The organism is Sinomonas sp. B1-1 (assembly GCF_050474465.1).
Taxonomy (GTDB): Bacteria; Actinomycetota; Actinomycetes; order Actinomycetales; family Micrococcaceae; genus Sinomonas; species Sinomonas flava.
In genome coordinates this window covers 1-22,090 of sequence record NZ_JBCHVF010000001.1, presented here as the reverse complement: position 1 = coordinate 22,090, position 22,090 = coordinate 1, and the positions used below count along the sequence as shown (strand labels likewise).

The following is a 22,090-nucleotide window of genomic DNA, read 5'->3' as shown; positions in this document are numbered from 1 at the left end:
TTTTGGGATCCCAATCTGGGATCCGGAGTGAGGGGCTCTGAGGCTCAGCCGACTTCGTCCCTCCAGGAGTGCTGCGGGTCGTACCCGAGGACGCGGCGCGCCTTGTCGATCGACAGGAGCGTCTCGTGCTCGCCGAGTTCCTTCGTGACGGGCACCCCGGGGAACACCTCGGCAGCGAGGTCGGCGGAGCTGCGGGACATGACCGTGTCCGCAGCGGCGATGATGTACGCCTCGAAGCCCGGCCGGGCGCCCTCGAGCGCGCGCTCGACCGCCTGCGCGCCGTCGCGCGCGTCGATGTATCCCCAGAGGTTCCACTTGCGCCCACGCGGGTCGGCGTCGAAGCCCGGGAAGGCGGCATAGTCCGCGGGGACCATGACGTTGGAGAACCTGAAGGCGCTCACGCTCAGCTCGGGGTCCCAGCGGCACAGCTGGATGGCCATCTGCTCCTCGAGGTGCTTGACCAGCGAGTAGGTGCTCTCGGGTCGGGCGGGGTACTCCTCGTCGACCGGGATGTAGGGAGGCGGCGTGTCGAACGGCAGGCCCAGGACGGTCTCGCTCGAGGCATAGACGATCCGCTTGACGCCCGCCCGGCGGGCCGCCTGGAACACGTTGTAGGTCGCGAGCATGTTGTTGCGGAACGTCGCGGCGTCCGGGGCCAGCCCGGGCGCAGGGATGGCTGCGAGATGCACGACGGCGTCGATTCCGCTGTGGCGGTCGTCGATGCCCGCGAGCGCGTCGGCGACCTGGCCGTAGTCGGTGAGGTCGATGCGCACGTAGCCCGGGCCTCGCTCCCCCACCGTGTCGAGGTTCCACACGGTGTGCCCGGCGCCGCGGAGGTGCTCGACCACCGCCCGCCCGAGCTTCCCGCTTCCGCCGGTGAGTGCGATCTGCATGGTTCACTCCCTTTCTCGGCGCCCACGGTGGCCGCCCCGACCATCCTCGCTGGCCTGCACCGCCGACGGCTATGCCTCACGGCCCCGACACGCACGACGGCGGCACCCGGGTGAGCCTTGTGAGCTCACCCGGATGCCGCCGTCGCGCGCTGGCAGTCTGGAAAGGGGAAGGGTCAGACGGCCACGTTGAGGGAAGCCCGGACCGACTCGAGGGCCTTGGTCCAGACCACGAGCTGGTCGAGCATCGGGTCGACCGAGGCGGCCTGCATCTCGGTGGGCTTGAAGTCGGAGAAGTTCTCGAAGTCGCTGAAGAGCGAGAACATGCCGGTCTTCTGGACGTGGGCCACCTGGAGCTCCGAGAGGATGCCGCGGAGGTGCTCGACGGCGCGCACGCCGAAGGCCGAGCCGTAGGAGACGATGCCGGCCGCCTTGTTGGCGAACTCGGCGTTGAGGTACGAGAGCGCGTTGGCGAGGGCCGGCGCGACCGAGTGGTTGTACTCGGGGGAGATGAAGATGAAGCCGTCGAACTCGTCGATGCGGGCCGAGAACTCCTTGGTGGCCTCGTTGCTGTATGACTGGTAGGCGGCGGGCATGGCCTCGTTCAGGAGCGGGAGGCTGTAGTCGGCGATGTCGACGAGCTCGAACTCCACCTCGGGCTTCTGCTGCTGGGCGCGCTCGAGGACCCACTCGGCGACCTGGCGGTTGTTGCGGCCGGGGCGGGTGCTGCCAGTGACGACGGCGATCTTGGTCATGGGGTCTCTCCTTGTTGACGCATCAATCAAAACTTGATGGTTCAACTAGAACATGGGCATAATTGATGTGTCAAGCACCGATGGGGGACATGGAGGAGTGATCGTGGGCACACAGGCTGCAACCGAGGCCGGGCCGCGCTGGCTCGACGCGCGCGAGCGGGAGGTCTGGCTCGCGCTGCGCCGGCTCATGTGGGGCCTACCGCCCGCGATCGACCGCCAGCTCACCCGCGACTCGCGCCTGTCCGGTCCGGAGTACTCGGTGCTCGCGACCCTCTCCGAATGCCCGGACGGCGTGCTCCGGTCGGGCACCGCGGCACAGGAGCTCGGCTGGGAGCGGAGCCGCCTCTCGCACATCCTCAAGCGCATGGAGGCCAAGGGGCTCATCTTCCGCACCTGTTCGGCCGACGACGCGCGCGGACAGGACGTCCACCTCACCGATGCAGGCCGTGCCGCGATCGTCGACGCCGCCCCGGGCCACGTGGAGTTCGTGCGCAGGACAGTCTTCGACCCTCTCACACCGGAGCAGCAGGACCTCCTCCGAAAGGCATGCAGCCGGATCATCGACGCCGCCATGACCGTCGAGGCGGAGGCCGGGGACGGACCGGGGCGACAGCTAGACTGACCGCGTGACCTGGCAGCGCAGCGCATCGCAATGGTTCCGCCTCCCGGCCCGGCAGCTGTGGGAGGTCATCTCGCGGCTCGAGCTGTGGCCCCAGTGGAACCCGGCCGTGGCGCACGCCGAGCTCGACGGACCCCTCCGCGAGGGGACGTCCGGCCGCTACTCCCCCAGCCACCGGCTCATCGGGCCGCTGCACCGCCGGACCGCGCCAGCCTTCAGCCTGACCGCCGTCCAGGATGGACGGCGGCTCGCCCTCCGGCAGCCCCAGCCCGGCGGCGCGCAGGACATCGAGTGGACGCTCGAGGAGCGGGACGGGGGCACTGTCCTGACCCAGCGCGTCTCGGTGGCCGGCCCGCTCGCCCAGCAGTTCGGCCTCACCGCAGGGGAGCCGCTCGTGCGCGGCTTCGAGCTGCAGTGCGCGCGCCTGTTCCGGCTCGCCGCCCCGCCGGCGCCGTCCGCGGACGTCGACGCACGCGCCCTCACCGTCATCGTCGGGGGCTCGGGCTTCCTCGGAACCCTGCTGGCCGCTGACCTGGCGTGCGACGGCCAGCGCGTCGCGGTGCTGACCCGTTCCGCGAGCGCCTCGCCCTTCGAGCAGATCACCTGGGACGGCGCGCACGACGGCGAGTGGTCGGCCCGGCTGGGCGCCGAGCCCCGCCTGCGCCTCGCCAACCTGTCCGGGGTGAGCCTGGACCGCCCGGGAACGGACGAGAACCTCGCCCTGCTGACCGCCAGCCGGGTCGAGCCGACCCGGGCGCTCGTCGAGGCGAGCCGCTCGTGGGACCGGCCCGTCGAGCACTGGCTCCAGCAGAGCGCCGTCGGGATCTACGGCGACAGCGGGGACGTCGCGGACGAGTCGACCCAGCCACCGCAGCTCGCCGGCGGGCTCGCCGCCGTCGTCAGGGCGTGGGAGGGCGCCGCGGACGGGGCCGCCGCGGAGCACCGGACGGTGCTCCGCACCGCCGTCGTGCTCCACCGCGACGCGCCGCTCATGACGCGCCTGACGGTTCCCGCCCGGATCGGCGCCGGGGGCCACCTCGGCACGGGCGGGCAGTGGTTCACCTGGATCCACGCCGCGGACTGGGTGCGGATCGCCCGGGCCGCCCTCGGCCTGGCGGCCGATCCCGGCGGCTCAGGGCTCGCGGCCCTGCCGGACGGCGTCGTCAATGCCGCCTCACCGCAGCCCGTGACCAACCGGGAGCTCATGGCGCACCTGCGAGAGCTCGTGGGGGTCCCGGTCGGCATCCCCGCCCCGGCCGTCCTGGTGCGGCTCGGCGCGGGGGTGATGCGCACCAACCCCGCCCTCGCTCTGGACAGCGTGCGCGCGGTGCCCGGCGTGCTGAACGAGGCAGGCTTCGCCTTCCGCTACCCGACGCTGGCCGCGGCCATCAAGGAGCTCGGCTCCTAGGGGCGCTACCAGGCGTGCGGAGCGGGGCGCCGGGTGCTCGGCAGCGCATTCTCCTCGCGCCACCGGTGGAGGAACTCCGGCAGCACCAGGTCCGCCGGCGGGTGTCCCACCTCGGCGAAGATCTCCTCGTTGGGCACGGGCCCGGCGGAGGAGACGAGGCGGGCCGCGATGTAGGCGCGGGCGTACACCTCGCCGTCGGCCACCATGCGCTGCTCGAAGAACATCGCCTTCTCGTCGAATCCGATGATGCGGGTCTCGACCGTGTAGCGCTGCCAGAGCGTCAGCGACTTGCGGAAGGTGATCGTCTCGAGGTTCACGACCGGGGACCACCCCCTGGCCCTCATCCTGTCCCACGCGCCCGCGCGGACCATGAGGTCGAACCGGCCCAGGTCCATGAGGGAGAAGTACATCCCGTTGTTGACGTGCATGGCGAGGTCGATGTCCGTGGGCAGCACCCGAAGCGGCAGGGAGGAGGTCTCCCACACACTCAGGGGCGTGCGCCGGCGGGACGTGATCAGGAGCAGGAGCGTGCGCAGGAGGAGGTGCATGGCCCCATGCTACTGGTGAGTAACTTCGCCGTCATGTCCGCTGGGTCAGGACCGGCAGAAGGCGGTCGATGACCGTGGCATCCTCGATCGTCGACGGGACGGCGTAGTCCTCCCCATCGGCGATCTGGCGCATGGTCTTGCGCAGGATCTTCCCCGAGCGGGTCTTGGGCAGGGCGTCCACGACGACCGCCTGCTTGAAGTCGGCCACCGGCCCGACCTCGCGCCGCACGAGCGCCACGAGCTCGGCCGCGAGCTGGTCCTCGGGGACGGAAGCTCCGGCCTTGAGCACGACGAAGCCGACAGCCCGCTGCCCCTTGAGCTGGTCCTTGAGCCCGATGACGGCGCACTCGGCGACGGCCGGATGACGGGCCAGGACGGCCTCGATGGCCCCGGTCGAGAGGCGGTGGCCGGCCACGTTGATGATGTCGTCGGTGCGCCCCATGACGTAGACGTACCCGTCGGGGTCGCGGTAGCCCGAGTCGCCGGTGGCGTAGAAGCCCGGGAAGGCAGAGAGGTACGAGGCGACGAACCGCTCGTCGTTGTGCCACAGGGTCGTGAGCGTGCCGGGCGGCAGCGGCAGCCGCAGCGCGATGTTCCCCTCCTCGCCCGGTCCCAGCGGGGCGCCGGCCCCGTCGAGGATCTCGAGTTCGTAGCCCGGCATGGGCAGTGACGGCGAGCCCGCCTTGAGCGGCAGCTCCTCGACTCCGGCCGGGTTCCCGCAGATCGCCCAGCCCGTCTCGGTCTGCCACCAGTGGTCCACGACGGGGATGCCGAGCTTCTCCCCCGCCCAGCGGTACGTCTCCGGGTCGAGCCGCTCTCCCGCAGCGTAGAGCCGCACCAGGGGCGAGACGTCGTATCCGGTGAGGAGCCCGAGCTCCGGGTCCGCGCGGCGGATTGCCCTCAGCGCCGTCGGCGCCGTGAAGAGGACCTTGACGCGGTGGTCCTGCACGACCCTCCAGAACGCCCCGGCGTCGGGTGTGCCGACCGGCTTGCCCTCGTACAGGACCGTCGTCGCTCCCGCCAGGAGCGGGCCGTAGACGATGTAGGAGTGGCCCACGACCCAGCCGACGTCGGAGGCGGTCCACATCACCTCCCCAGGGCCGACCCCGTAGAGGCTGCGCATGGTCCACGAGAGGGCCACCGCGTGGCCCCCGTTGTCGCGCTGCACGCCCTTCGGCGTGCCGGTGGTCCCCGAGGTGTAGAGGATGTACAGCGGGTCCGACGCCGCCACGGGCACCGGGGCGACGGGGTCGGCGCCGGCGAGGGCCTCGTCGAAGCCGAGCCAGCCGGTGTAGTCGGCGAGCGCATGGCCGAAGCCCTCGCGGGGCACGACGACGACCGGGAGATCGGGCACGCCGGCGACCTTGAGGGCTTCCTCGACGGCGGGCAGGTACTCGACCCGGCGGTTCGGCTCGATGCCGCCGCTGGCCGTCACGATGAGCTTCGGGCGCGCGTCGGCAATCCGGGCGGCGAGCTCGCGCGGCGCGAAGCCGCCGAACACGACCGAGTGGACTGCGCCGAGGCGCGCGCACGCGAGCATCGAGATCACGGCCTCGGGGATCATCGGCAGATAGAGGACCACGCGGTCGCCCTTGCCCACGCCCTGGCTCCGCAGGGCCCCGGCGAACCGGGCGACGAGGTCGGTCAGCTCGGCGTAGGTGTACACACGCTGGGTGCCGAGGACAGCCGAGTCGTAGACGAGGGCGGCGTCCGCCCCCCGCCCGGCCTCCACATGGCGGTCGAGCGCGTTGTAGCAGGTGTTCAGCTCGCCGCCGGGGAACCAGCGGTACAGCGGGCGCTCGCCGGCATCCAGCGCGGCGGTGGGCCGGGTAGTCCACGCGATCGAATCCGCGGCCTCGAGCCAGAAGCCCTCGCGGTCCTCGAGGCTGCGCCTGTACAGGCGCTCGTACGTGCCGGTCCCCCGGGCCGCGGCTGGTTGCTCCCCGGCCCCCGGCGTCGTCCCTGTACCCTGCGTCGTCCCCTGCGTCACTGTGGTGCTCCTCACTTCGTCGTGATGTCCCCAGCGTAGGGGACCGGGGGGGCGGACCACAAGGGTCGATGTATACATTTGTGGTGAATTGCCGTGTCGGAACGCTTGCTTTCGGACCGATCCCCTGCCAATGTATACAGAGAAGTGAATCGGGCCGTCCGTCGAGAGGAGTGTCATGAAGGCCAGCGACCGGGCCTACGCGGCACTCCGTGACGACATCGTCGAATGGCGGCTGCCCCCCGGGACCGTGCTCGGCGAGGTCGAGCAGTCCGAGCGGCTCGGGGTCTCGCGGACGCCGCTGCGTGAGGCGCTCGCGCGGCTCACCGCCGAGGGACTGGCCTCCGCCCAGAGGGGGCGGGGCGTCGTCGTGAGCGACATCTCCCTGGCCCACATCGACGAGCTCTTCGAGCTCCGCGAGGCCCTCGAGTCGAAGGCCGCCGCGCTCGCCGCCCTCAGGGGGGACCGCGAGCTCTTCGCGGTCCTGCGCGACCGGTTCGCGGCGGCACCGGCGCTCCTGAATGACGAGGACCCGCAGCGCCACGAGTACTACGCCCTCGCCGCAGAGCTCGACGCGGCGATCGACACCGCGGTCGGGAACTCCTACCTCGCGCAGTCGCTCGAGGGCCTGCGCGTCCACCTCACCCGGGTGCGCCGCCTCGCGAAGGACGACGCCGCGCGGCTGAGGCAGGCGGCGTCCGAGCATGCCGCGATCGCCGCCGCCATTGCCGACGGCAACGCGCACCTGGCCGCGGCCGCGACCGCGGTCCACCTCAGCAACAGCCTGAACCACATCAAGTCCACCCACACGTCTCCCACCCCCCACATCCGAGAGGTCTCCCATGGTTGAGATGCACAAGGTCCGCGTCTACAAGAGCGAAGAGAACCTTCCGCGCGAGGAGCAGCTCGCGCACAGGATCGCGAAAGTCGCCGCCGACCCGGTCGAAGTCACGCCCGAGGTGACGGAGATGATCATCAACCGCATCATCGACAACGCCTCCGTCGCCATCGCCTCCCTCAACCGCGGCCCCATCGTCGCCGCGCGGGCGCAGGCACTGGCCCACGCGCCGTCGTCCGGCGGCCGTGGCGCCCTCGTGTACGGCGTCACCGAGCGGGTCTCCCCCGAGTGGGCCGCCTGGGCCAACGGGGTGGCCGTGCGCGAGCTGGACTACCACGACACGTTCCTCGCGGCGGAGTACTCCCACCCCGGCGACAACATCCCGCCGATCCTTGCCGTGGGCCAGCACGTCGGCTCGAGCGGCCGCGACCTCATCCGCGGCATCGCGACCGGCTATGAGATCCAGGTAGACCTCGTGAAGGCCATCAGCCTGCACAAGCACAAGATCGACCACGTGGCCCACCTCGGCCCTTCCGCCGCGGCCGGGATCGGGACGCTGCTCGGCCTCGACGTCGAAACGATCTTCCAGGCCGTGGGCCAGGCCCTGCACACGACCACCGCGACCCGCCAGTCGCGCAAGGGCGAGATCTCGACGTGGAAGGCGCACGCTCCGGCCTTCGCGGGCAAGATGGCCGTCGAGGCCGTGGACCGGGCGATGCGCGGCCAGACCTCGCCCGTGCCGATCTACGAAGGCGAGGACGGCGTCATCGCCTGGCTCCTCGATGGCCCCGACGCCTCGTACGAGGTCCCGCTCCCGGCCGACGGCGAGGCGAAGCGCGCCATCCTCGACACGTACACGAAGGAGCACTCGGCCGAGTACCAGGCGCAGGCCTGGATCGACCTGGCGCGGAAGCTGAACCGCGAGCACCCCGAGGTGACCGACCCGGCGAACGTGGCGAGCATCCTCATCAGGACGAGCCACCACACGCACTACGTCATCGGCTCGGGGGCCAACGACCCGCAGAAGTACGACCCGACGGCCTCCCGCGAGACGCTCGACCACTCGATCCCCTACATCTTCGCCGTTGCCCTCCAGGACGGCGCGTGGCACCACGTGGACTCCTACTCGCCCGAGCGGGCCGGGCGGCCGGACACCGTGGCCCTGTGGCACAAGGTCGCCACCGAGGAGGACCCGGAGTGGACCCGCCGCTACCACTCGCTGGACATCTCCGAGAAGGCCTTCGGCGGCTCCGTGGTCATCACGCTCACCGACGGTACCGTCATCGAGGACCAGATCGCCGTCGCCGACGCGCACCCGCTCGGGGCCCGCCCGTTCGGGCGCGAGCAGTACATCGCCAAGTTCCGCACGCTCGCGGCCGAGGCCGTGGCACCGGAGGAGATCGACCGCTTCCTCGATGCGGTCCAGCGCCTCCCCGAGCTCGGCGCGCGCGAGCTCGACGCGCTCAACATCGTGGCGAAGGACGGCGTGATCGACCTCGCCGCGGCCCCGAAGGGACTGTTCTGATGCTGTACTCGAAGTCCACGCCCGAGCAGAAGCGGGTGAAGCTGCGCGAGATCCTCTCCTCCGGGACGCTCCAGCAGTTCCCCGGAGCGTTCAGCCCGCTGTCCGCCCGGCTGATCGAGGAGAAGGGGTTCCCCGGGGTCTACATCTCCGGTGCGGTCCTGGCCAACGACCTCGGACTGCCGGACATCGGCCTCACGACGCTCACCGAGGTGGCCACCCGCGCCGGGCAGATCGCTCGCATGACCGACCTGCCCGCCATCGTGGATGCCGACACGGGCTTCGGCGAGGCCATGAACGTGGCCCGCTCGGTGCAGGAACTCGAGAACGCCGGACTCGCCGGCTGCCACATCGAGGACCAGGTCAATCCCAAGCGGTGCGGCCACCTCGACGGCAAGGCCGTCGTCGACCTCGACACGGCCCTCCAGCGGATCCGCGCCGCGGCCGACGCGCGCCGGGACCCGAACTTCCTGATCATGGCGCGCACGGACGTGCGCGCCGCGGACGGGCTCGAGGCGGCGGTCGAGCGCGCCAAGGCGCTCGTGGACGCCGGGGCCGACGCGATCTTCCCCGAGGCCATGGCGAGCCTCGAGGAGTTCGCGGCGATCCGGGACGCCGTCGACGTGCCGATCCTGGCCAACATGACGGAGTTCGGCAAGAGCCGGCTCTTCACCCGCGACGAGCTCGCGGGGATCGGCGTGAACCTCGTGATCTACCCGGTCACCCTCCTGCGCATTGCGATGGGGGCGGCAGAACGTACGCTGGATACCATCAGGGCGGACGGAACGCAGGAGGCCGAGGTGGAGAACATGCTGACCCGCTCGCGCCTCTACGAGCTGGTCGACTATGAGGCGTACAACCGCTTCGACACCGGCGTGTTCAACTTCCAGGTTCCCGGCCGATACTGAGTGCCAAGGACCACAGAATAGGAGTCCTGCGATGACGCAAGTGCCCAATACCGAAGAGATCAAGAAGGGCCTGGCCGGCGTGGTGGTGGACTACACCGCCATCTCCAAGGTCAACCCCGAGACCAACTCCCTCCTCTACCGCGGCTACCCCGTCCAGGAGCTCGCCGCCCGCTGCAGCATGGAGGAGGTCGCCTACCTTCTCTGGAACGGCGAGCTCCCGACCCAGGACCAGCTCGCCGAGTTCGAGGCGCGGGAGCGCTCGGGCCGCTCCCTCGACCCGGTCGTGAAGCAGGTCGTGGATGCTCTGCCGACCACCTCCCACCCGATGGACGTGTGCCGCACGGCGGCCAGCGTGCACGGTGCACGGCACGCGCTCGCGGCGGACTCGTCGCGCGAGGCCAACCTCACCAAGGCCCTCGAGCTCTTCGCCGCCATGCCCGCCGTCGTCGCCTACGACCAGCGCCGGCGCCGCGGCCAGGACCTCATCGAGCCCCGCAGCGACCTCGGCTACGCGGCGAACTTCCTCTGGATGACGTTCGGCGAGGAGCCGGCCCCGGAGGTGGTGCGCGCCTTCGAGGTGTCGATGATCCTCTACGCCGAGCACTCGTTCAACGCCTCGACGTTCACGGCCCGCGTCGTGACCTCGACACTGTCCGACCTGCACTCCGCCGTGACGGCTGCGATCGGAGCCCTCAAGGGACCCCTCCACGGCGGGGCTAACGAGGCCGTCATGGAGACCTTCGAGGAGATCGGGATCCGCACCGACGAATCCCATGAGGAGGCCAAGACCCGCGCCAAGGCGTGGATGGACGCCGCGCTCGCTGCCAAGAAGAAGGTCATGGGCTTCGGCCACCGCGTCTACAAGCACGGCGACTCGCGCGTGCCGACCATGAAGGCGGCCCTCGACGACCTCATCGCGTTCTACGGGCGGCCCGAGGTCCTGGGGCTCTACGACGGCCTCGAGCAGTCGATGGACGAGGCCAAGGGCATCAAGCCCAACCTCGACTACCCCACCGGCCCGGCCTACCACCTCATGGGATTCGACATCCCGACGTTCACGCCGCTGTTCGTGGCAAGCCGGATCGTGGGCTGGACGGCCCACGTCATGGAGCAGCTCGAGAGCAACTCCCTCATCCGCCCGCTCTCGGCCTACAACGGGCCGGACGAGCGGCACCTCGACTGACCCTCCGCTGAGGTCCCGGCGCCAGCCGGGGCGGTCACTGGCCGAGGACGACGAAACGGGCCACCGTCTCGTTGTCCTCGGCCATTTCCACGTAGAAGTCCCCGACCGTCCCGGACAGGACCACGGGCAGCCAGTGGTCCGCGTCCTGCCACATGTGCTCGACGGGGAGCCGGTCCACGGGGTACCACGCCGGGGCGATCTCCTCGGTCTCGCCGATCTCCCCCGTCCACACCGTCGAGGTGAACATGGTGCACTCCATGTCCCAGGCCGGGCGGGCGGGGAAGCGGAAGTCGACGCTGCCCGCCGGGGCGAGGAGCGCGGCGTCGAGCACGACGCCGGCCTCCTCGGCCAGCTCGCGCACGGCCGCTTCCGCCGGGGTCTCCCCCGGTTCGATGTGCCCTCCGAGGCCCACGACCTTGCCGAGGCCGAACCCGCGCTTCTTGCGGCCCAGCAGCACCTCGCGGCCGAGGGGAGCCTCGCGCAGGAGGAAGCAGAGTGCGACGGGGGCGCCCATCAGCGGTGGCTCCGCATCATCCTCTGGCCCTCGGGTGCGCCGCAGCGTAGACCTCGCGCAGCGTGTCTGCCGTGACGAGCGTGTAGACCTGCGTAGTGGTGACTGAGGCATGGCCCAGCAGCTCCTGGACCACCCTCACGTCCGCGCCGCCCTCGAGGAGGTGGGTCGCGAAGGAGTGGCGCAGCGTGTGGGGCGAGACGTCCCGGCCGATCTGGGCCTTCCCGGCGACGTCCTTCAGGATGGTCCAGGCGCTCTGGCGGCTCAGACGGCCACCCCGGGCGTTGAGGAACAGCGCAGGGGTACCGCGGCCCTTGGACACGAGGGTGGGGCGTGCGCGGACGAGGTAGGCCGAGAGCGCCCGGGCGGCGAAGCTGCCGATCGGGACGAGTCGTTCCTTCGAGCCCTTGCCGAAGAGCCGCACGACCGGGGGGCCGCCGTCCGCGGAATCGAGCCGGAGGTCGTCGACGTCGAGACCGACCGCCTCGCTGATGCGCGCACCCGTCGCGTAGAGGAATTCGAGCAGCGCTCGGTCGCGCAGGCCCGAGGGCGTGTCCGCGGCAGCTGCCTCGAGGATCCGGGTCACCTCGTGCACCGTGATGGCCTTGGGGAGGCGCTGGCCGGCGAGCGGGGGGTGGACGTCGACGGCGGGGTCGTTCGGCGTCGTGCCCTCGAGCGCCCAGAAGCGGTGGAGCCCGCGCACGGCGACCACGGTCCGGGCCGCCGATCTCGCGGTGAGCGGGCTTCCGCCGTCGGCCCCGTCCCGGAGAGCCTGCGCGAAGGCGCCCACGTGCTGCCGCTGGACGTGCGCCGGCGAGGTGAGGCCGGCCGCGCCGAGATAGGCGCCATAGCGGGCGAGATCGCGGCGGTACGCGGCAAGGGTGTTCGCGGCGAGGCCCCGCTCCACCGCGAGGTGCCGCAGGTAGTCCTCGACGCCACGGGCGACGGCGGGCGGCGGCTCTGCTGGCCCCGCGGCGGGGGCGGGGCTCGCCGCGGCGGCGGCTAGCGCCGGGTCCGGGGCCTGAACCGGGGGCACGGTCACCGCTGCGTGGGGTGCGCCGGCCACGGGGCGTCGCCGGGGCGCAGCGAAGAGAAACCCGCGGCGCGCGCCGCGTGGGCGGCCAGGACGGCGACTGCCGCGCTGGGGTTGTGCAGCCTGCCCTCGAGGACCGCCCGGACGGCGTCGTCGAGCTCGACCCAGGCGAACTCGATCTCCGACTCCTCGTCGGTGCGGGTGTGGCGCTCGTGGTGCGGGACCTCGCGCAGGCCACGGGCGAGGTAGATGCGGATCGCCTCGCTCGAGGAGCCCGGGGAGGTGAAGAACTCGGCCAGGACGTGCCACTCGTCAGCGGCGAGGTCCGCCTCTTCGGCGAGCTCGCGCGCGGCGGCGGCGAGGTTGGACTCGCCGTCGACATCGAGGAGCCCGGCGGGGATCTCCCAGAGGTCCATCCCGACAGGGTGCCGGTACTGGCGCAGGAGGAGGATGCGGCCGTCGTCGTCCATGGGAAGGACGGCAACGGCTCCGGGGTGGTCGATGAAGTCGCGGTGCAGCGTCCCGGACCCCTCGGAGAGCTCGAAGGCGTCGCTGCGGACGTCCCAGATGCGGCCCTCGTAGACGGTATGGGAGGACAGCACGCGCCGCGGGCTCACGGCATCCTCGACGGTCGTGGCAGTGTGTTCGACCGCCGGGGCGTCGTGGGGCCGCGGCGCGTGCTTCGTCATGTCCGCAGCCTACTTGCCCTTGGCGGCCGAGGCGGGCACCTTCGCGGTCTCCGTGGCGCCGTTCTGGCGCTCGAGGGCCGCCTTGACGAGGCCCACGAACAGCGGGTGGGGGCGGGTCGGGCGCGAGCCGAGCTCGGGGTGGGCCTGCGTCGCCACGTAGTACGGGTGGACGTCGCGCGGCAGCTCGACGAACTCGACGAGCTTCCCGTCGGGGGACGTGCCGGAGAACTTCAGGCCCTTGCCCGCGATCTGCTCCCGGTAGGCGTTGTTGACCTCGTAGCGGTGGCGGTGGCGCTCGGCCACCTTGGTCGCGCCGTAGGTCTCGGCGATCACCGAGCCGGGCTCGAGGACCGCGTCGTAGAGGCCGAGCCTCATCGTGCCTCCGAGGTCGCCCTTGCCGCCGACGATGTCGAGCTGCTCCTCCATGGTGGCGATCACGGGGTACTTCGAGTCGGGCTCGAACTCGCTCGAGGACGCACCCTCGAGGCCGACCACGTTGCGGGCGTACTCGATGACCATGCACTGCAGCCCGAGGCACAGTCCCAGGGTCGGCAGGCCGGTCTCCCGGGCGAGCGTGAGAGCCCCGAGCTTGCCCTCGAGCCCACGGATGCCGAAGCCCCCGGGCACGAGGATCGCGTCGACGCCGGCAAGCGCCTTCTTCGCCCCTGCGGGCGTCTGGCACTCGTCGGAGGCGACCCAGCGGATGTTGACCTTGGCGTCGTTGGCGAAGCCGCCGGCGCGGAGGGCCTCGGTCACCGACAGGTAGGCGTCCGGGAGGTCGATGTACTTGCCGACCAGCGCGATCTCGACCTCGTGGGAGGGGTGGTGGACCGCCGCAAGGAGGCGGTCCCACTTCGTCCAGTCCACGTCCTTGAAGGGCAGGTCGAGGGCGCGGACGATGTACGAGTCCAGGCCCTGGGAGTGGAGGACCTTGGGGATGTCGTAGATGCTCGGCGCGTCCGGGCAGCTAATCACGGCGTCGGTGTCGACGTCGCACATGCGGCCGATCTTGTCCCGCATCGCATCCGGGATCGCGCGGTCGGAGCGGATGACGATGGCCTCGGGCTGGATGCCGATCGAGCGCAGGGCCGCGACGGAGTGCTGGGTCGGCTTGGTCTTGAGCTCCTGGGACGGCCCGATGTAGGGCACGAGGGAGACGTGGACGAAGAAGACGTTGGTCCGGCCGACGTCCTGGCGCACCTGGCGCGCGGCCTCGAGGAACGGCTGGGACTCGATGTCCCCGACCGTGCCGCCGATCTCCGTGATGATCACATCGGGGGCGTTCTCGCCCTCGGACGGAAGGCGCATGCGGCGCTTGATCTCGTCCGTGATGTGGGGGATGACCTGGACGGTGTCGCCGAGGTACTCGCCGCGGCGCTCCTTGGCGATGACGGTCGAGTAGACCTGGCCGGTGGTCACGTTGGCCGAGCCGTCGAGGGACTCGTCGAGGAAGCGCTCGTAGTGGCCGATGTCGAGGTCGGTCTCTGCGCCGTCCTCAGTGACGAAGACCTCGCCGTGCTGGAAGGGGTTCATGGTTCCCGGATCCACATTGAGGTAGGGATCCAGCTTCTGCATGGTCACCGAGAGGCCGCGGGCCCGCAGCAGGTGGCCTAGGCTGGATGCCGTCAGACCCTTCCCGAGCGAGGACGCCACGCCGCCGGTGACGAAGATCTGTTTGGTCGTCTGGGCGGAGTCTGAAAAACGGGAATGAGTACGCTGCACCACGGAATTCGAGCATATCACCCCGGCGCCGGGCAATGGGCCGGCGCGCCGGTCAGCGCGCCGCCGTCGCCCTCGAGGCCTGCGCGTCCTCGAGGAGTTCGAGGGCGTGGGCCTGCGCCGACGCAGAGTCCTCCTGGCCCGCGAGCATGCGGGCCAGCTCGACCACCCGCTCCTCCTCGCCGAGCACCCGGATGTCGCTCGATGTGACGCCCTGGACGCCGTCCGAGGTCCGGCCGGTGGCAACCGAGTTCTTGATCACAGTGATGTGCCGGTCGGCGAAGGCCGCGACCTGCGGGAGGTGCGTGACGACGAGGACCTGCACGTGCTGTGCGAGCATCGCGAGGCGCCGCCCGATCTCGACCGCCGCGCGGCCGCCGACCCCCGAGTCCACCTCGTCGAAGACGAACGTGGGGACCGGGTCGACGGCCGCGAGGACGACCTCGATTGCGAGCATGACGCGCGAGAGCTCGCCGCCGGAGGCGCCCTTGCCGAGCGGTCGCGCCGGCGCGCCGGCGTGCGGCCGGAGGAGGATGGCGATCGTGTCCGCGCCCTCCGGCCCGAGCTCGTCCGTCTCCTCGACCGCGACCTTGAGGGTCGCGTCAGGCATAGCGAGGGCCGTGAGCTCCTCGCTGACGCGGGCGGCGAGGGCGCCGGCCGCGTCCCGGCGCTGCGCGGTCATCTCGGCCGCGAGCTCCCGCAGGCGGGCCTCGTCGGCCGCGATCTGGGCGGTGAGCACCTCGATGCGGCCGTCGTCGTCCTGCAGCTCGAAGAGCCGCTTCTGGCCAGTCTCGGCCCAGGCGATGACCTCGTCCAGCGTCGGGGCGTACTTGCGGGTGAGGCCTGTCAGGGCCGCCCGTCGCTCCTCGACCTCGGCGAGGCGGCCGGCCCCGTCGGAGTCGAGGGACGCGCCGTAGCTCGCGAGGGAGGCGGCGATGTCGGCAAGGAGGTAGCCCACCTCGGCGAGCCGCTCGGCAGAGGCGCCGAGCTCGGCGTCGTGCTCGGCGACCTGCTCGAGCGTGCGCTTGGCGGTGTCCACGAGCGTGGTCGCATCGGCGCCCTCAGCGAAGTCCTCGGCGACGAGGGCCTCGTGCGCCTGCTGGGCGGCGACGCGCAGCGCCTCCGCGTTCGAGAGGCGCGCCGACTCGGCCCGCAGTTCCTCGTCCTCGCCGGGCTGCGGGTCCACCTCGGCGATCTCGGCCAGGGACGCCTCGAGCGACTCGGCCTCGCGGATGCGCTCGCGCGAGGAGGAGACCAGCTCGTCGAGCTCGCGGCGCGCCGCCGTCCAGCGGGTGTAGGTCTCCGCGTAGTCCTTCTGGACCGCGGCGAGCTTCTCCCCCGCGAACTTGTCGAGGGCCTCCCGCTGGGCTGCCGGGCTCTTGAGCCGGAGCTGCTCGGACTGTCCGTGGATCACCACGAGCGCCCCGCCCACCTCGGCGAGGACGCCTACGGGCGCGCTGCGTCCGCCCACGTGGGCACGGCTGCGCCCGTCGGCGCCGACCGTACGGGCCAGCAGGAGCTCGGCGGCGCCGTCGTACTCCTCGATGTCAGCCCCGGCCTCCTGGGCGCGCACGACGGCGGCGTGGCCGGGTTCCAGCCGGACCCTCGCCTCCGCGAGGGCCGACTTGGCGCCTGTGCGCACCGCGCCGGCGTCGGAGCGGCCGCCCAGGAGCAGCCCGAGCGCGGTGACCACCATGGTCTTGCCGGCACCGGTCTCGCCCGTCACCACGCTCAGCCCGGGTCCCAAGGGCAGGGAGGCCTCGGTGATGACGCCGAGGTCGCGGATCCTGAGTTCCTCGATCACGTGTCCTCCTGGTTTCAGTTCGTCGGGTCGTCTCCGGCCGGGGCGACGTCGCCCTCGCGGCGGGCCCCCCATGGAACGGCGGGCACCTCGGGTACGCCCGGCTCCGGGCCAGCGCCGGGCCTGGCCGGAACGGGTCCGCGCCAGCCGTGGATCGGGAGCTCGAACTTGCGTACGAGCCTGGCCGAGAACGGCGTGGCGCTGATCCTCGCGAGGCGGACCGGGACCGGGGACTTCGTGACCTCGACCCGTGCGCCCGGTGGGAGGTCGACCGACCGGCGGCCGTCGCACCACAGGACCGCGTGTGCGTCGGTGCGCCCCAGGATCTCGACGGCGAGTCGGGACCTGGGCGAGACGACCAGCGGCTTCGCGAACAGCGCGTGGGCGCTGATCGGCGTGATGAGGAGCGCCTCGACTTCCGGCCACACGACGGGGCCGCCGGCAGAGAAGGCGTAGGCGGTGCTTCCCGTCGGGGTGGCGAGGACGACGCCGTCGCAGCCGTACGACGTCAGCGGCTTCCCGTCGACCTCGGTGACGACCTCGATCATCCGCTCGCGGGCGGCCTTCTCGATCGCGGCCTCGTTCAGCGCCCACGTGTGGGCGACCTTGGTGCCGTGGTGCCACACCGTGACGTCGATGGTCATGCGCTCCTCGACCGAGTAGCTCCGCGAGGCGACCCACTGCACCGTCTGCGCGAGGTCGGCCCGCTCGCTCTCGGCAAGGAAGCCCACGTGCCCCAGGTTCACGCCGAGGAGGGGGACATCGACCTTGACGTTCCGGACGAGCTCGGCGGCGCGCAGGATCGTCCCGTCCCCGCCCAAAACCATCACGAGCTCCACCTCGTCGAGTTCGACGTCCTCTCCCAGGATCTCCGTGGGATGGTCGAGGCCGCCGAAGTGCGCCTCGAGATCACGCTGCTGCGAAGCCGACATGACGGGTGCGAGCCCCGAGCCGTAGAGCTGGGCACAGGCCTCCCTCGCCGCGACCATCGAATCCTCGCGGCCGGTATGGGCGAGGACCAGGACCCTCCGGTTCATGCGCGCTCCTTGCCTCGACGTTCTGCTGCTGTCTGTGCCTGCTCGGCTGGCCAGTGCGCCTCGACCCACGCCCCGGCCGGCACTTCGGGCGCGGGCGGCTGCCCGGGCGGGCGGGTGAGCCACAGGAAGTACTCGACGTTGCCGTCCTGTCCCGGCAGGGGGCTCCTGGCGAGGCCGCGCAGGGCGAGGCCAGCAGCGACCGCCGCCTCCGCGACCGCGGTCACCGCGCGGCGTCGCTCGCCGTCGGATCCGACGACGCCGGTGCGCGCGAGCCGCTCCCGGCCGACCTCGAACTGGGGCTTGACCATGACCAGGAGGTCTCCGCCGGGTTCGGTGCAGGCCGCGAGGGGGCTGAGGACGAGGGTGAGCGAGATGAACGAGAGGTCCGCGACCGTCAGCCTCGCGGGGCCGCCGATGGCGGCAGGATCAAGGTCGCGGACGTTGACGCCCTCGTGGACCTCGACCCGGGGATCGCTGCGCAGGCTGTCGACGAGCTGCCCGTGGCCGACGTCGACAGCCACGACATGATCGGCGCCGGACTGGAGGAGGACGTCGGTGAAGCCGCCCGTCGAGGCCCCGGCGTCGAGGCAGCGGGACCCGCGGGGGTCGATGTCCGGGAAGCTCGCGAGGGCACCGGCGAGCTTGTGGCCCGCGCGGCTCACATAGCGGTCGTGCTCGGTGGCCTCGACGTGGATGTCGGCGCCCTCGCCCACGGTCTGGGACGCGCGGGTGACGGACGATCCATCGACGCGCACGGCACCGTCACCGATGAGGCGAGCGGCGTGGGTGCGCGAACGCGCGAGCCCGCGCCGGACGAGTTCGAGGTCGAGCCGCGCCACCCTACTCCCCCGGCTCCACGCCGAGGACGCCGGACAGCGCCGCGTGGAACGCCTCGAAGGCCGCGGCACGCTCCGCGAGGGGCAGCGCCTCGGCCGCGTCGAGGGCAGCAAGCGCCTGCTCCGTTTCGGGGACCACGGCCTCGTGCTCGCGTCCGCGGGCAGCGCCCGGTCCCGGAAGCTGTGGATCCTCGCTCATGGACCCCAGCTTATCGAGACCGGGCGGCAGTTTCGCCGACCCTGCCAATGGAGCGGGCCTGAGGGCTCAGCCTGCCCAGCGCACCTCCGGTGCGGTGGGGAGGTCGGCGTCAGGGTGGGCCTCCCACCATGCCGCGCAGGCTGCACGCCACGCATTGAGGTCGCCGGGTTCGCCTTCGACGCTCACGGCCGCGCCCTCTGCCCGGGCGACGGCGCCGCCCACCCGCCACGCGCCGTCGTGCGCGACGGACTCGGGATAGGGAGCGAAGAAGTCGTCCAGCGTGCCCAGGATGAACGAGGGTCGCTCCGCGGCGCGCGCAGCAAGGATGCTCTCGGGCGTGTCGACTCCGGTCAGCACGGCGGCGGTGGCGAAGCCAGCGCGGTTGCCGCCCAGGATGTCCGTGTCGAGGCGGTCGCCCACCACGAGCGGCCGGCTGGCCCCGAGCCTGTCCGCCGCTGCGAGGAAGAGCGGCGCCTCCGGCTTCCCCGCGACGAGAGGGTCACGTCCTGTTGCCGCCCGGACCGCCTCGACGAGCGTTCCGTTGCCCGGGGCCATCCCCCGGGCCTGCGGGATGGAGAGGTCCGTGTTGGTCGCGATCCACAGGGCGCCGCGGGCGACCGCGTAGGCCGCCTCGGCGAGGTCCCTCCAGCCGAGGTCCGGGCTGAAGCCCTGGATCACGGCGTCGGGCTGCTCCTCGCTCGAGCGGACGGGGACGAGCCCGCGCATCTCGACCTCGCGCGCCAGCGCCGCGCTGCCTGTCACCAGGACGCGCGCGCCCGCTGGGACGTGCTGCGCGAGCAGGTCGGCGCCCGCCTGGGCTGAGCTCACGACGTCGTCATCCGCAGCGGGCGCGCCGAGCTCCCTCAGATGGGCGGCCACCTCGGCGGGGGTGCGCGACGCGTTGTTCGTCACGTAGCCCAGCCGCACGCCGCGGGGGGCGAGGGCCCTGAGCGCGTCGACGGCGCCGGGAATCGCATGCGGACCGGCGTACACGACTCCGTCCAGGTCGGACAGGACGGCGTCGAAGCCGTCGATGAGGGCTCCCATCCTAGGCGTCGCCCTGCGGGCGCTCGTCGTCCTCCACGGAGGGGAACTCCGGGGCGAGGTCTTCCTGGTCGAGGGTCTCGGAGGTGGTCATGCCGATCTCATCCTCGGCGAGGCCGGTCTCGGGCGCTGCGTCCTCTTCGCCAACGGCGTCGAGTCCAACAGGCTCGGCTCCGTTCGAATCGGCATCGCTCGAATCGCCTCCGGTCGAATCGCCTCCGGTCGAATCGCCTCCGGTCGAATCGGCATCGCTGCCTTCGGGCGAGCCGTCCCCGTCCTGAGGGGCGGCGGCCGCCGAACGCGCCGCGCGTTCCTCCTCCTCGCGGCGTTCCTCCTCCTCGTCCCAGCCGAGGTCCATGATCTCGGGCTCCTCGAACTCGCCGACGCCCAGAGCACTCTCGGCAACGCCGATCTGTCGGTACCACTTGGCCGCCTCGTCGGAGCGCCCTGCTGCGGACAGGGCGTCGGCGTACGCCTCGAAGAGGCGGGGGCTGAAGGAGAAAGCGCGGTTGATGTCAAGCTGCGGGATCTCCAGCTCCTCGACAGCGCCCTTGTAGTCCCCCATGTCGGCGCGGGCCCCGGAGGCGACCATCGCGAGCTCCGCCTTGCCGGCGTTGTCCAGCATGTTGCGCTCATCCGAGTGGGCGAGCTCGAGTGCCTTCTCGGGGCGCCCGAGACCACGCTCGCAGTCGGCCATGTGTGCGATGTGGATGCTCGAACCGGTGATGCGGCGGAACGTCCGGAACTCGCGGAGCGCGTCGTCGTAGCGCCCGGCGGCGTAGGCCGTCATCCCGACGGCCTCGCGGACGGCGCCGATGCGCCCCCCGCGCCGGCTCGCGGCAAGGGCGTGCTGGTAGGCGGCTTCCGGGTCATCATCGATGAGCCGGCCTGCCATGACCAGGTGCTTCGAGACCCACTCGCTGTTGTTGCCTTCGAGAGTGCGAAGCTGTCCGAACGTAGCGCGGTCGAGCTCCCGACCCGTCACGTCCGGGTCGATCTCCGGAGACCGCTCGCGATCGGGCCGGTTCGAAACCCTGAGATCAGCGGCGTTGTGGCGGCGCTCCCGGTCCTCGCGCGGTTCGAAACCGTGCTCGCCGCGATCGCCACGGTCCTGACGATCGCCACGGTCATCGCGCCCAGGTCGGCCGCCAAAGTCCCTGCGGTTGCCGAAGGAACGACGCTCACCGCCCGCGCGGTCATCCCTTTGGAACGGGCGACGCTCGCCAGACGAACCACGGTCGCCCCGGTCGTTACGGTCGCCGAAGGAACGACGCTCACCACGGTCATCCCGCTGGAACGGGCGACGCTCACCACGGTCCCCGCGGTCGCCGAAGGAACGACGCTCACCACGGTCATCCCGCTGGAACGGGCGACGCTCACCACGGTCATCCCGCTGGAACGGACGACGCTCACCACGATCGCCCCGGTCGTTACGGTCGCCGAAGGAACGGCGCTCACCACGGTCACCGTAGGCGCCGCGCTCGCCAGACGAACCACGGTTGCCGAAGGAACGGGGCTCACCGCCCGCGCGGTCATCCCGCTGGAACGGACGACGCTCACCACGCTCACCACGATCGCCTCGGTCGCCGAAGGAGCGACGCTCACCAGACGAACCACGATCACCAAACGACCGGCGCTCACCACGGTCGCCCCGGTCGTTACGATCACCGAAGGAACGACGCTCACCACGGTCATCCCGCTGGAACGGACGACGCTCACCACGCTCACCACGGTCGCCTCGGTCGCCGAAGGAGCGACGCTCACCAGACGAACCACGATCACCAAACGACCGGCGCTCACCACGGTCATCCCGCTGGAACGGACGACGCTCACCACGATCACCATAGGAGCCCCGCTCGCCAGACGAACCACGGTCGCCGAAGGAACGACGCTCACCACGGTCATCCCGCTGGAACGGACGACGCTCACCACGGTCACCGCGGTCGTTACGGTCGCCGAAGGAACGACGCTCACCACGGTCATCCCGCTGGAACGGACGACGCTCACCACGGTCACCGTAGGAGCCCCGCTGGCCGCGCTCACCGTACGAACCGCGGTCGTCGCGGTCACCGAACGAACGCCGCTCCCCTACGGGACCACCCTGGCCATCCCGATCACGGTCACGGAAGCCACGCGGGCGGCCGCCAGAGTTGCTGGTGCCCCGGAATGGAGCGCCAGACCGATCGGAGCCCCGATCGGAGCCACCCCGGCGAGGACCGTCGAATCCCCGTCCCCTGTTGCCTCGCCCGTTCTCGTCTGCCATGGTGGCTCCTCTTCCCTGATGTCCTTGGTGATCGGCGACTTGGCGCCGTCACGTCCCTATGTACTTTGAATAAAGCTGTCAGTCTCGATGCGGAGGCGCACCGCAGCCGTGAACCTGACCGACGCACGCGCCATCAAGTCTACGTTGGCTGCCTTCGCCCTGCAGAGCTGTCCTTAAATGCAGGGAGCCCCCCGGCGGGTGCTGGGGGGCTCGACCTGGTGGTGTTGTCCGGCGGTGTCCTACTCTCCCACACCCTCGCGGGTGCAGTACCATCGGCGCTGTGGGTCTTAGCTTCCGGGT

The 22,090-nt window shown here is 71.3% G+C and carries 21 protein-coding genes and 1 rRNA gene; 7 read left to right on the top strand and 15 right to left on the bottom strand.

The features are described 5' to 3' along the window. Positions 1 to 44 precede the first annotated feature (44 nt). Together ACQ5BE_RS00110 and ACQ5BE_RS00105 are read right to left on the bottom strand one after the other, a co-directional pair. A complete protein-coding gene (locus tag ACQ5BE_RS00110; RefSeq protein ID WP_430294960.1) occupies positions 45 to 893 on the bottom strand; it encodes an NAD-dependent epimerase/dehydratase family protein in 849 nt (282 codons plus the stop codon). A 173-nt stretch (positions 894 to 1,066) separates the two neighbouring features. Beyond that, complete coding sequence (locus tag ACQ5BE_RS00105) at positions 1,067 to 1,645, bottom strand: NADPH-dependent FMN reductase (RefSeq protein WP_430294959.1); 579 nt, start codon at positions 1,643 to 1,645, stop codon at positions 1,067 to 1,069. 103 nt (positions 1,646 to 1,748) lie between these two features. On the opposite strand from ACQ5BE_RS00105, the gene ACQ5BE_RS00100 reads away from it, so the two are divergent. Both ACQ5BE_RS00100 and ACQ5BE_RS00095 read left to right on the top strand, forming a co-directional pair. Next, a complete protein-coding gene (locus ACQ5BE_RS00100) occupies positions 1,749 to 2,267 on the top strand; it encodes a MarR family winged helix-turn-helix transcriptional regulator (RefSeq protein WP_430294958.1) in 519 nt (172 codons plus the stop codon). Positions 2,268 to 2,271: 4 nt separating this feature from the next. Further along, on the top strand, positions 2,272 to 3,672 hold the full coding sequence (locus tag ACQ5BE_RS00095; protein WP_430294957.1) for a DUF1731 domain-containing protein: 1,401 nt from the start codon (positions 2,272 to 2,274) through the stop codon (positions 3,670 to 3,672). A 5-nt stretch (positions 3,673 to 3,677) separates the two neighbouring features. Here ACQ5BE_RS00095 and ACQ5BE_RS00090 read toward each other — a convergent pair whose 3' ends face one another. Further along, complete coding sequence (locus tag ACQ5BE_RS00090) at positions 3,678 to 4,220, bottom strand: acyl-CoA thioesterase (protein WP_430294956.1); 543 nt, start codon at positions 4,218 to 4,220, stop codon at positions 3,678 to 3,680. A 31-nt stretch (positions 4,221 to 4,251) separates the two neighbouring features. Beyond that, positions 4,252 to 6,120 (bottom strand): AMP-binding protein, encoded by a 1,869-nt coding sequence (locus ACQ5BE_RS00085; protein WP_430295725.1) that lies wholly within the window; start codon positions 6,118 to 6,120, stop codon positions 4,252 to 4,254. Positions 6,121 to 6,385: 265 nt separating this feature from the next. Here ACQ5BE_RS00085 and ACQ5BE_RS00080 point away from each other — a divergent pair, with 265 nt between their 5' ends. Genes ACQ5BE_RS00080 through ACQ5BE_RS00065 form a run of 4 tightly spaced genes read left to right on the top strand, consistent with a single transcriptional unit; the run spans position 6,386 to position 10,658 of the window. Then, the gene (locus ACQ5BE_RS00080) at positions 6,386 to 7,057 is read left to right on the top strand and encodes a GntR family transcriptional regulator (protein ID WP_430294954.1); all 672 of its coding nucleotides are present in this window, start codon (positions 6,386 to 6,388) and stop codon (positions 7,055 to 7,057) included. Further along, positions 7,050 to 8,570, top strand: a complete 1,521-nt coding sequence (locus ACQ5BE_RS00075) for an MmgE/PrpD family protein (protein ID WP_430294953.1) — start codon at positions 7,050 to 7,052, stop codon at positions 8,568 to 8,570. Before ACQ5BE_RS00080 ends, ACQ5BE_RS00075 begins: the two co-directional genes overlap by 8 nt. Beyond that, positions 8,570 to 9,475 carry a methylisocitrate lyase gene (gene prpB, locus ACQ5BE_RS00070; RefSeq protein ID WP_344297607.1) on the top strand — a complete coding sequence of 302 codons (906 nt, stop codon included), beginning with the start codon at positions 8,570 to 8,572 and terminating at the stop codon, positions 9,473 to 9,475. The genes ACQ5BE_RS00075 and prpB overlap by 1 nt, the downstream gene beginning before the upstream one ends. Before the next feature lie 31 nt (positions 9,476 to 9,506). Further along, entirely contained in the window at positions 9,507 to 10,658 is a 1,152-nt protein-coding gene (locus ACQ5BE_RS00065; protein ID WP_430294952.1) for a bifunctional 2-methylcitrate synthase/citrate synthase, read from the top strand. Between the two features lie 34 nt (positions 10,659 to 10,692). On the opposite strand, the gene ACQ5BE_RS00060 is transcribed toward ACQ5BE_RS00065, so the two are convergent. The 10 genes from ACQ5BE_RS00060 to ACQ5BE_RS00015 all read right to left on the bottom strand — a co-directional run bounded on the left by ACQ5BE_RS00060 (position 10,693) and on the right by ACQ5BE_RS00015 (position 20,422). Further along, on the bottom strand, positions 10,693 to 11,175 hold the full coding sequence (locus ACQ5BE_RS00060; protein WP_430295723.1) for an 8-oxo-dGTP diphosphatase: 483 nt from the start codon (positions 11,173 to 11,175) through the stop codon (positions 10,693 to 10,695). A 13-nt stretch (positions 11,176 to 11,188) separates the two neighbouring features. After that, the gene (gene xerD / locus ACQ5BE_RS00055) at positions 11,189 to 12,205 is read right to left on the bottom strand and encodes a site-specific tyrosine recombinase XerD (protein ID WP_430294951.1); all 1,017 of its coding nucleotides are present in this window, start codon (positions 12,203 to 12,205) and stop codon (positions 11,189 to 11,191) included. Between the two features lie 2 nt (positions 12,206 to 12,207). Continuing rightward, positions 12,208 to 12,891, bottom strand: coding sequence for an NUDIX domain-containing protein (locus ACQ5BE_RS00050; RefSeq protein WP_430294950.1), 684 nt, complete (start codon positions 12,889 to 12,891; stop codon positions 12,208 to 12,210). Between the two features lie 9 nt (positions 12,892 to 12,900). Beyond that, positions 12,901 to 14,634 (bottom strand): CTP synthase, encoded by a 1,734-nt coding sequence (locus tag ACQ5BE_RS00045; RefSeq protein ID WP_208712279.1) that lies wholly within the window; start codon positions 14,632 to 14,634, stop codon positions 12,901 to 12,903. Between the two features lie 31 nt (positions 14,635 to 14,665). Continuing rightward, complete coding sequence (recN, locus tag ACQ5BE_RS00040; RefSeq protein ID WP_430294949.1) at positions 14,666 to 16,414, bottom strand: DNA repair protein RecN; 1,749 nt, start codon at positions 16,412 to 16,414, stop codon at positions 14,666 to 14,668. Between the two features lie 14 nt (positions 16,415 to 16,428). Further along, positions 16,429 to 17,448, bottom strand: coding sequence for an NAD kinase (locus ACQ5BE_RS00035; RefSeq protein WP_208712277.1), 1,020 nt, complete (start codon positions 17,446 to 17,448; stop codon positions 16,429 to 16,431). Further along, positions 17,445 to 18,287 (bottom strand): TlyA family RNA methyltransferase, encoded by an 843-nt coding sequence (locus ACQ5BE_RS00030; RefSeq protein ID WP_430294948.1) that lies wholly within the window; start codon positions 18,285 to 18,287, stop codon positions 17,445 to 17,447. The genes ACQ5BE_RS00035 and ACQ5BE_RS00030 overlap by 4 nt, the downstream gene beginning before the upstream one ends. Position 18,288: 1 nt before the next feature. Further along, positions 18,289 to 18,483, bottom strand: a complete 195-nt coding sequence (locus tag ACQ5BE_RS00025; RefSeq protein ID WP_430294947.1) for a hypothetical protein — start codon at positions 18,481 to 18,483, stop codon at positions 18,289 to 18,291. Between the two features lie 66 nt (positions 18,484 to 18,549). Further along, a complete protein-coding gene (locus ACQ5BE_RS00020; RefSeq protein WP_430294946.1) occupies positions 18,550 to 19,530 on the bottom strand; it encodes an HAD-IIA family hydrolase in 981 nt (326 codons plus the stop codon). A gap of 1 nt (position 19,531) precedes the next feature. Then, positions 19,532 to 20,422: a hypothetical protein gene (locus tag ACQ5BE_RS00015; protein ID WP_430294945.1), complete on the bottom strand. Its 891-nt coding sequence runs from the start codon at positions 20,420 to 20,422 to the stop codon at positions 19,532 to 19,534. A gap of 156 nt (positions 20,423 to 20,578) precedes the next feature. Here ACQ5BE_RS00015 and ACQ5BE_RS00010 point away from each other — a divergent pair, with 156 nt between their 5' ends. Then, positions 20,579 to 21,859 (top strand): hypothetical protein, encoded by a 1,281-nt coding sequence (locus ACQ5BE_RS00010; protein ID WP_430294944.1) that lies wholly within the window; start codon positions 20,579 to 20,581, stop codon positions 21,857 to 21,859. A 157-nt stretch (positions 21,860 to 22,016) separates the two neighbouring features. Here the strand turns inward: ACQ5BE_RS00010 and rrf are convergent. Further along, positions 22,017 to 22,090 (bottom strand): 5S ribosomal RNA (gene rrf, locus ACQ5BE_RS00005); the annotation flags it as partial.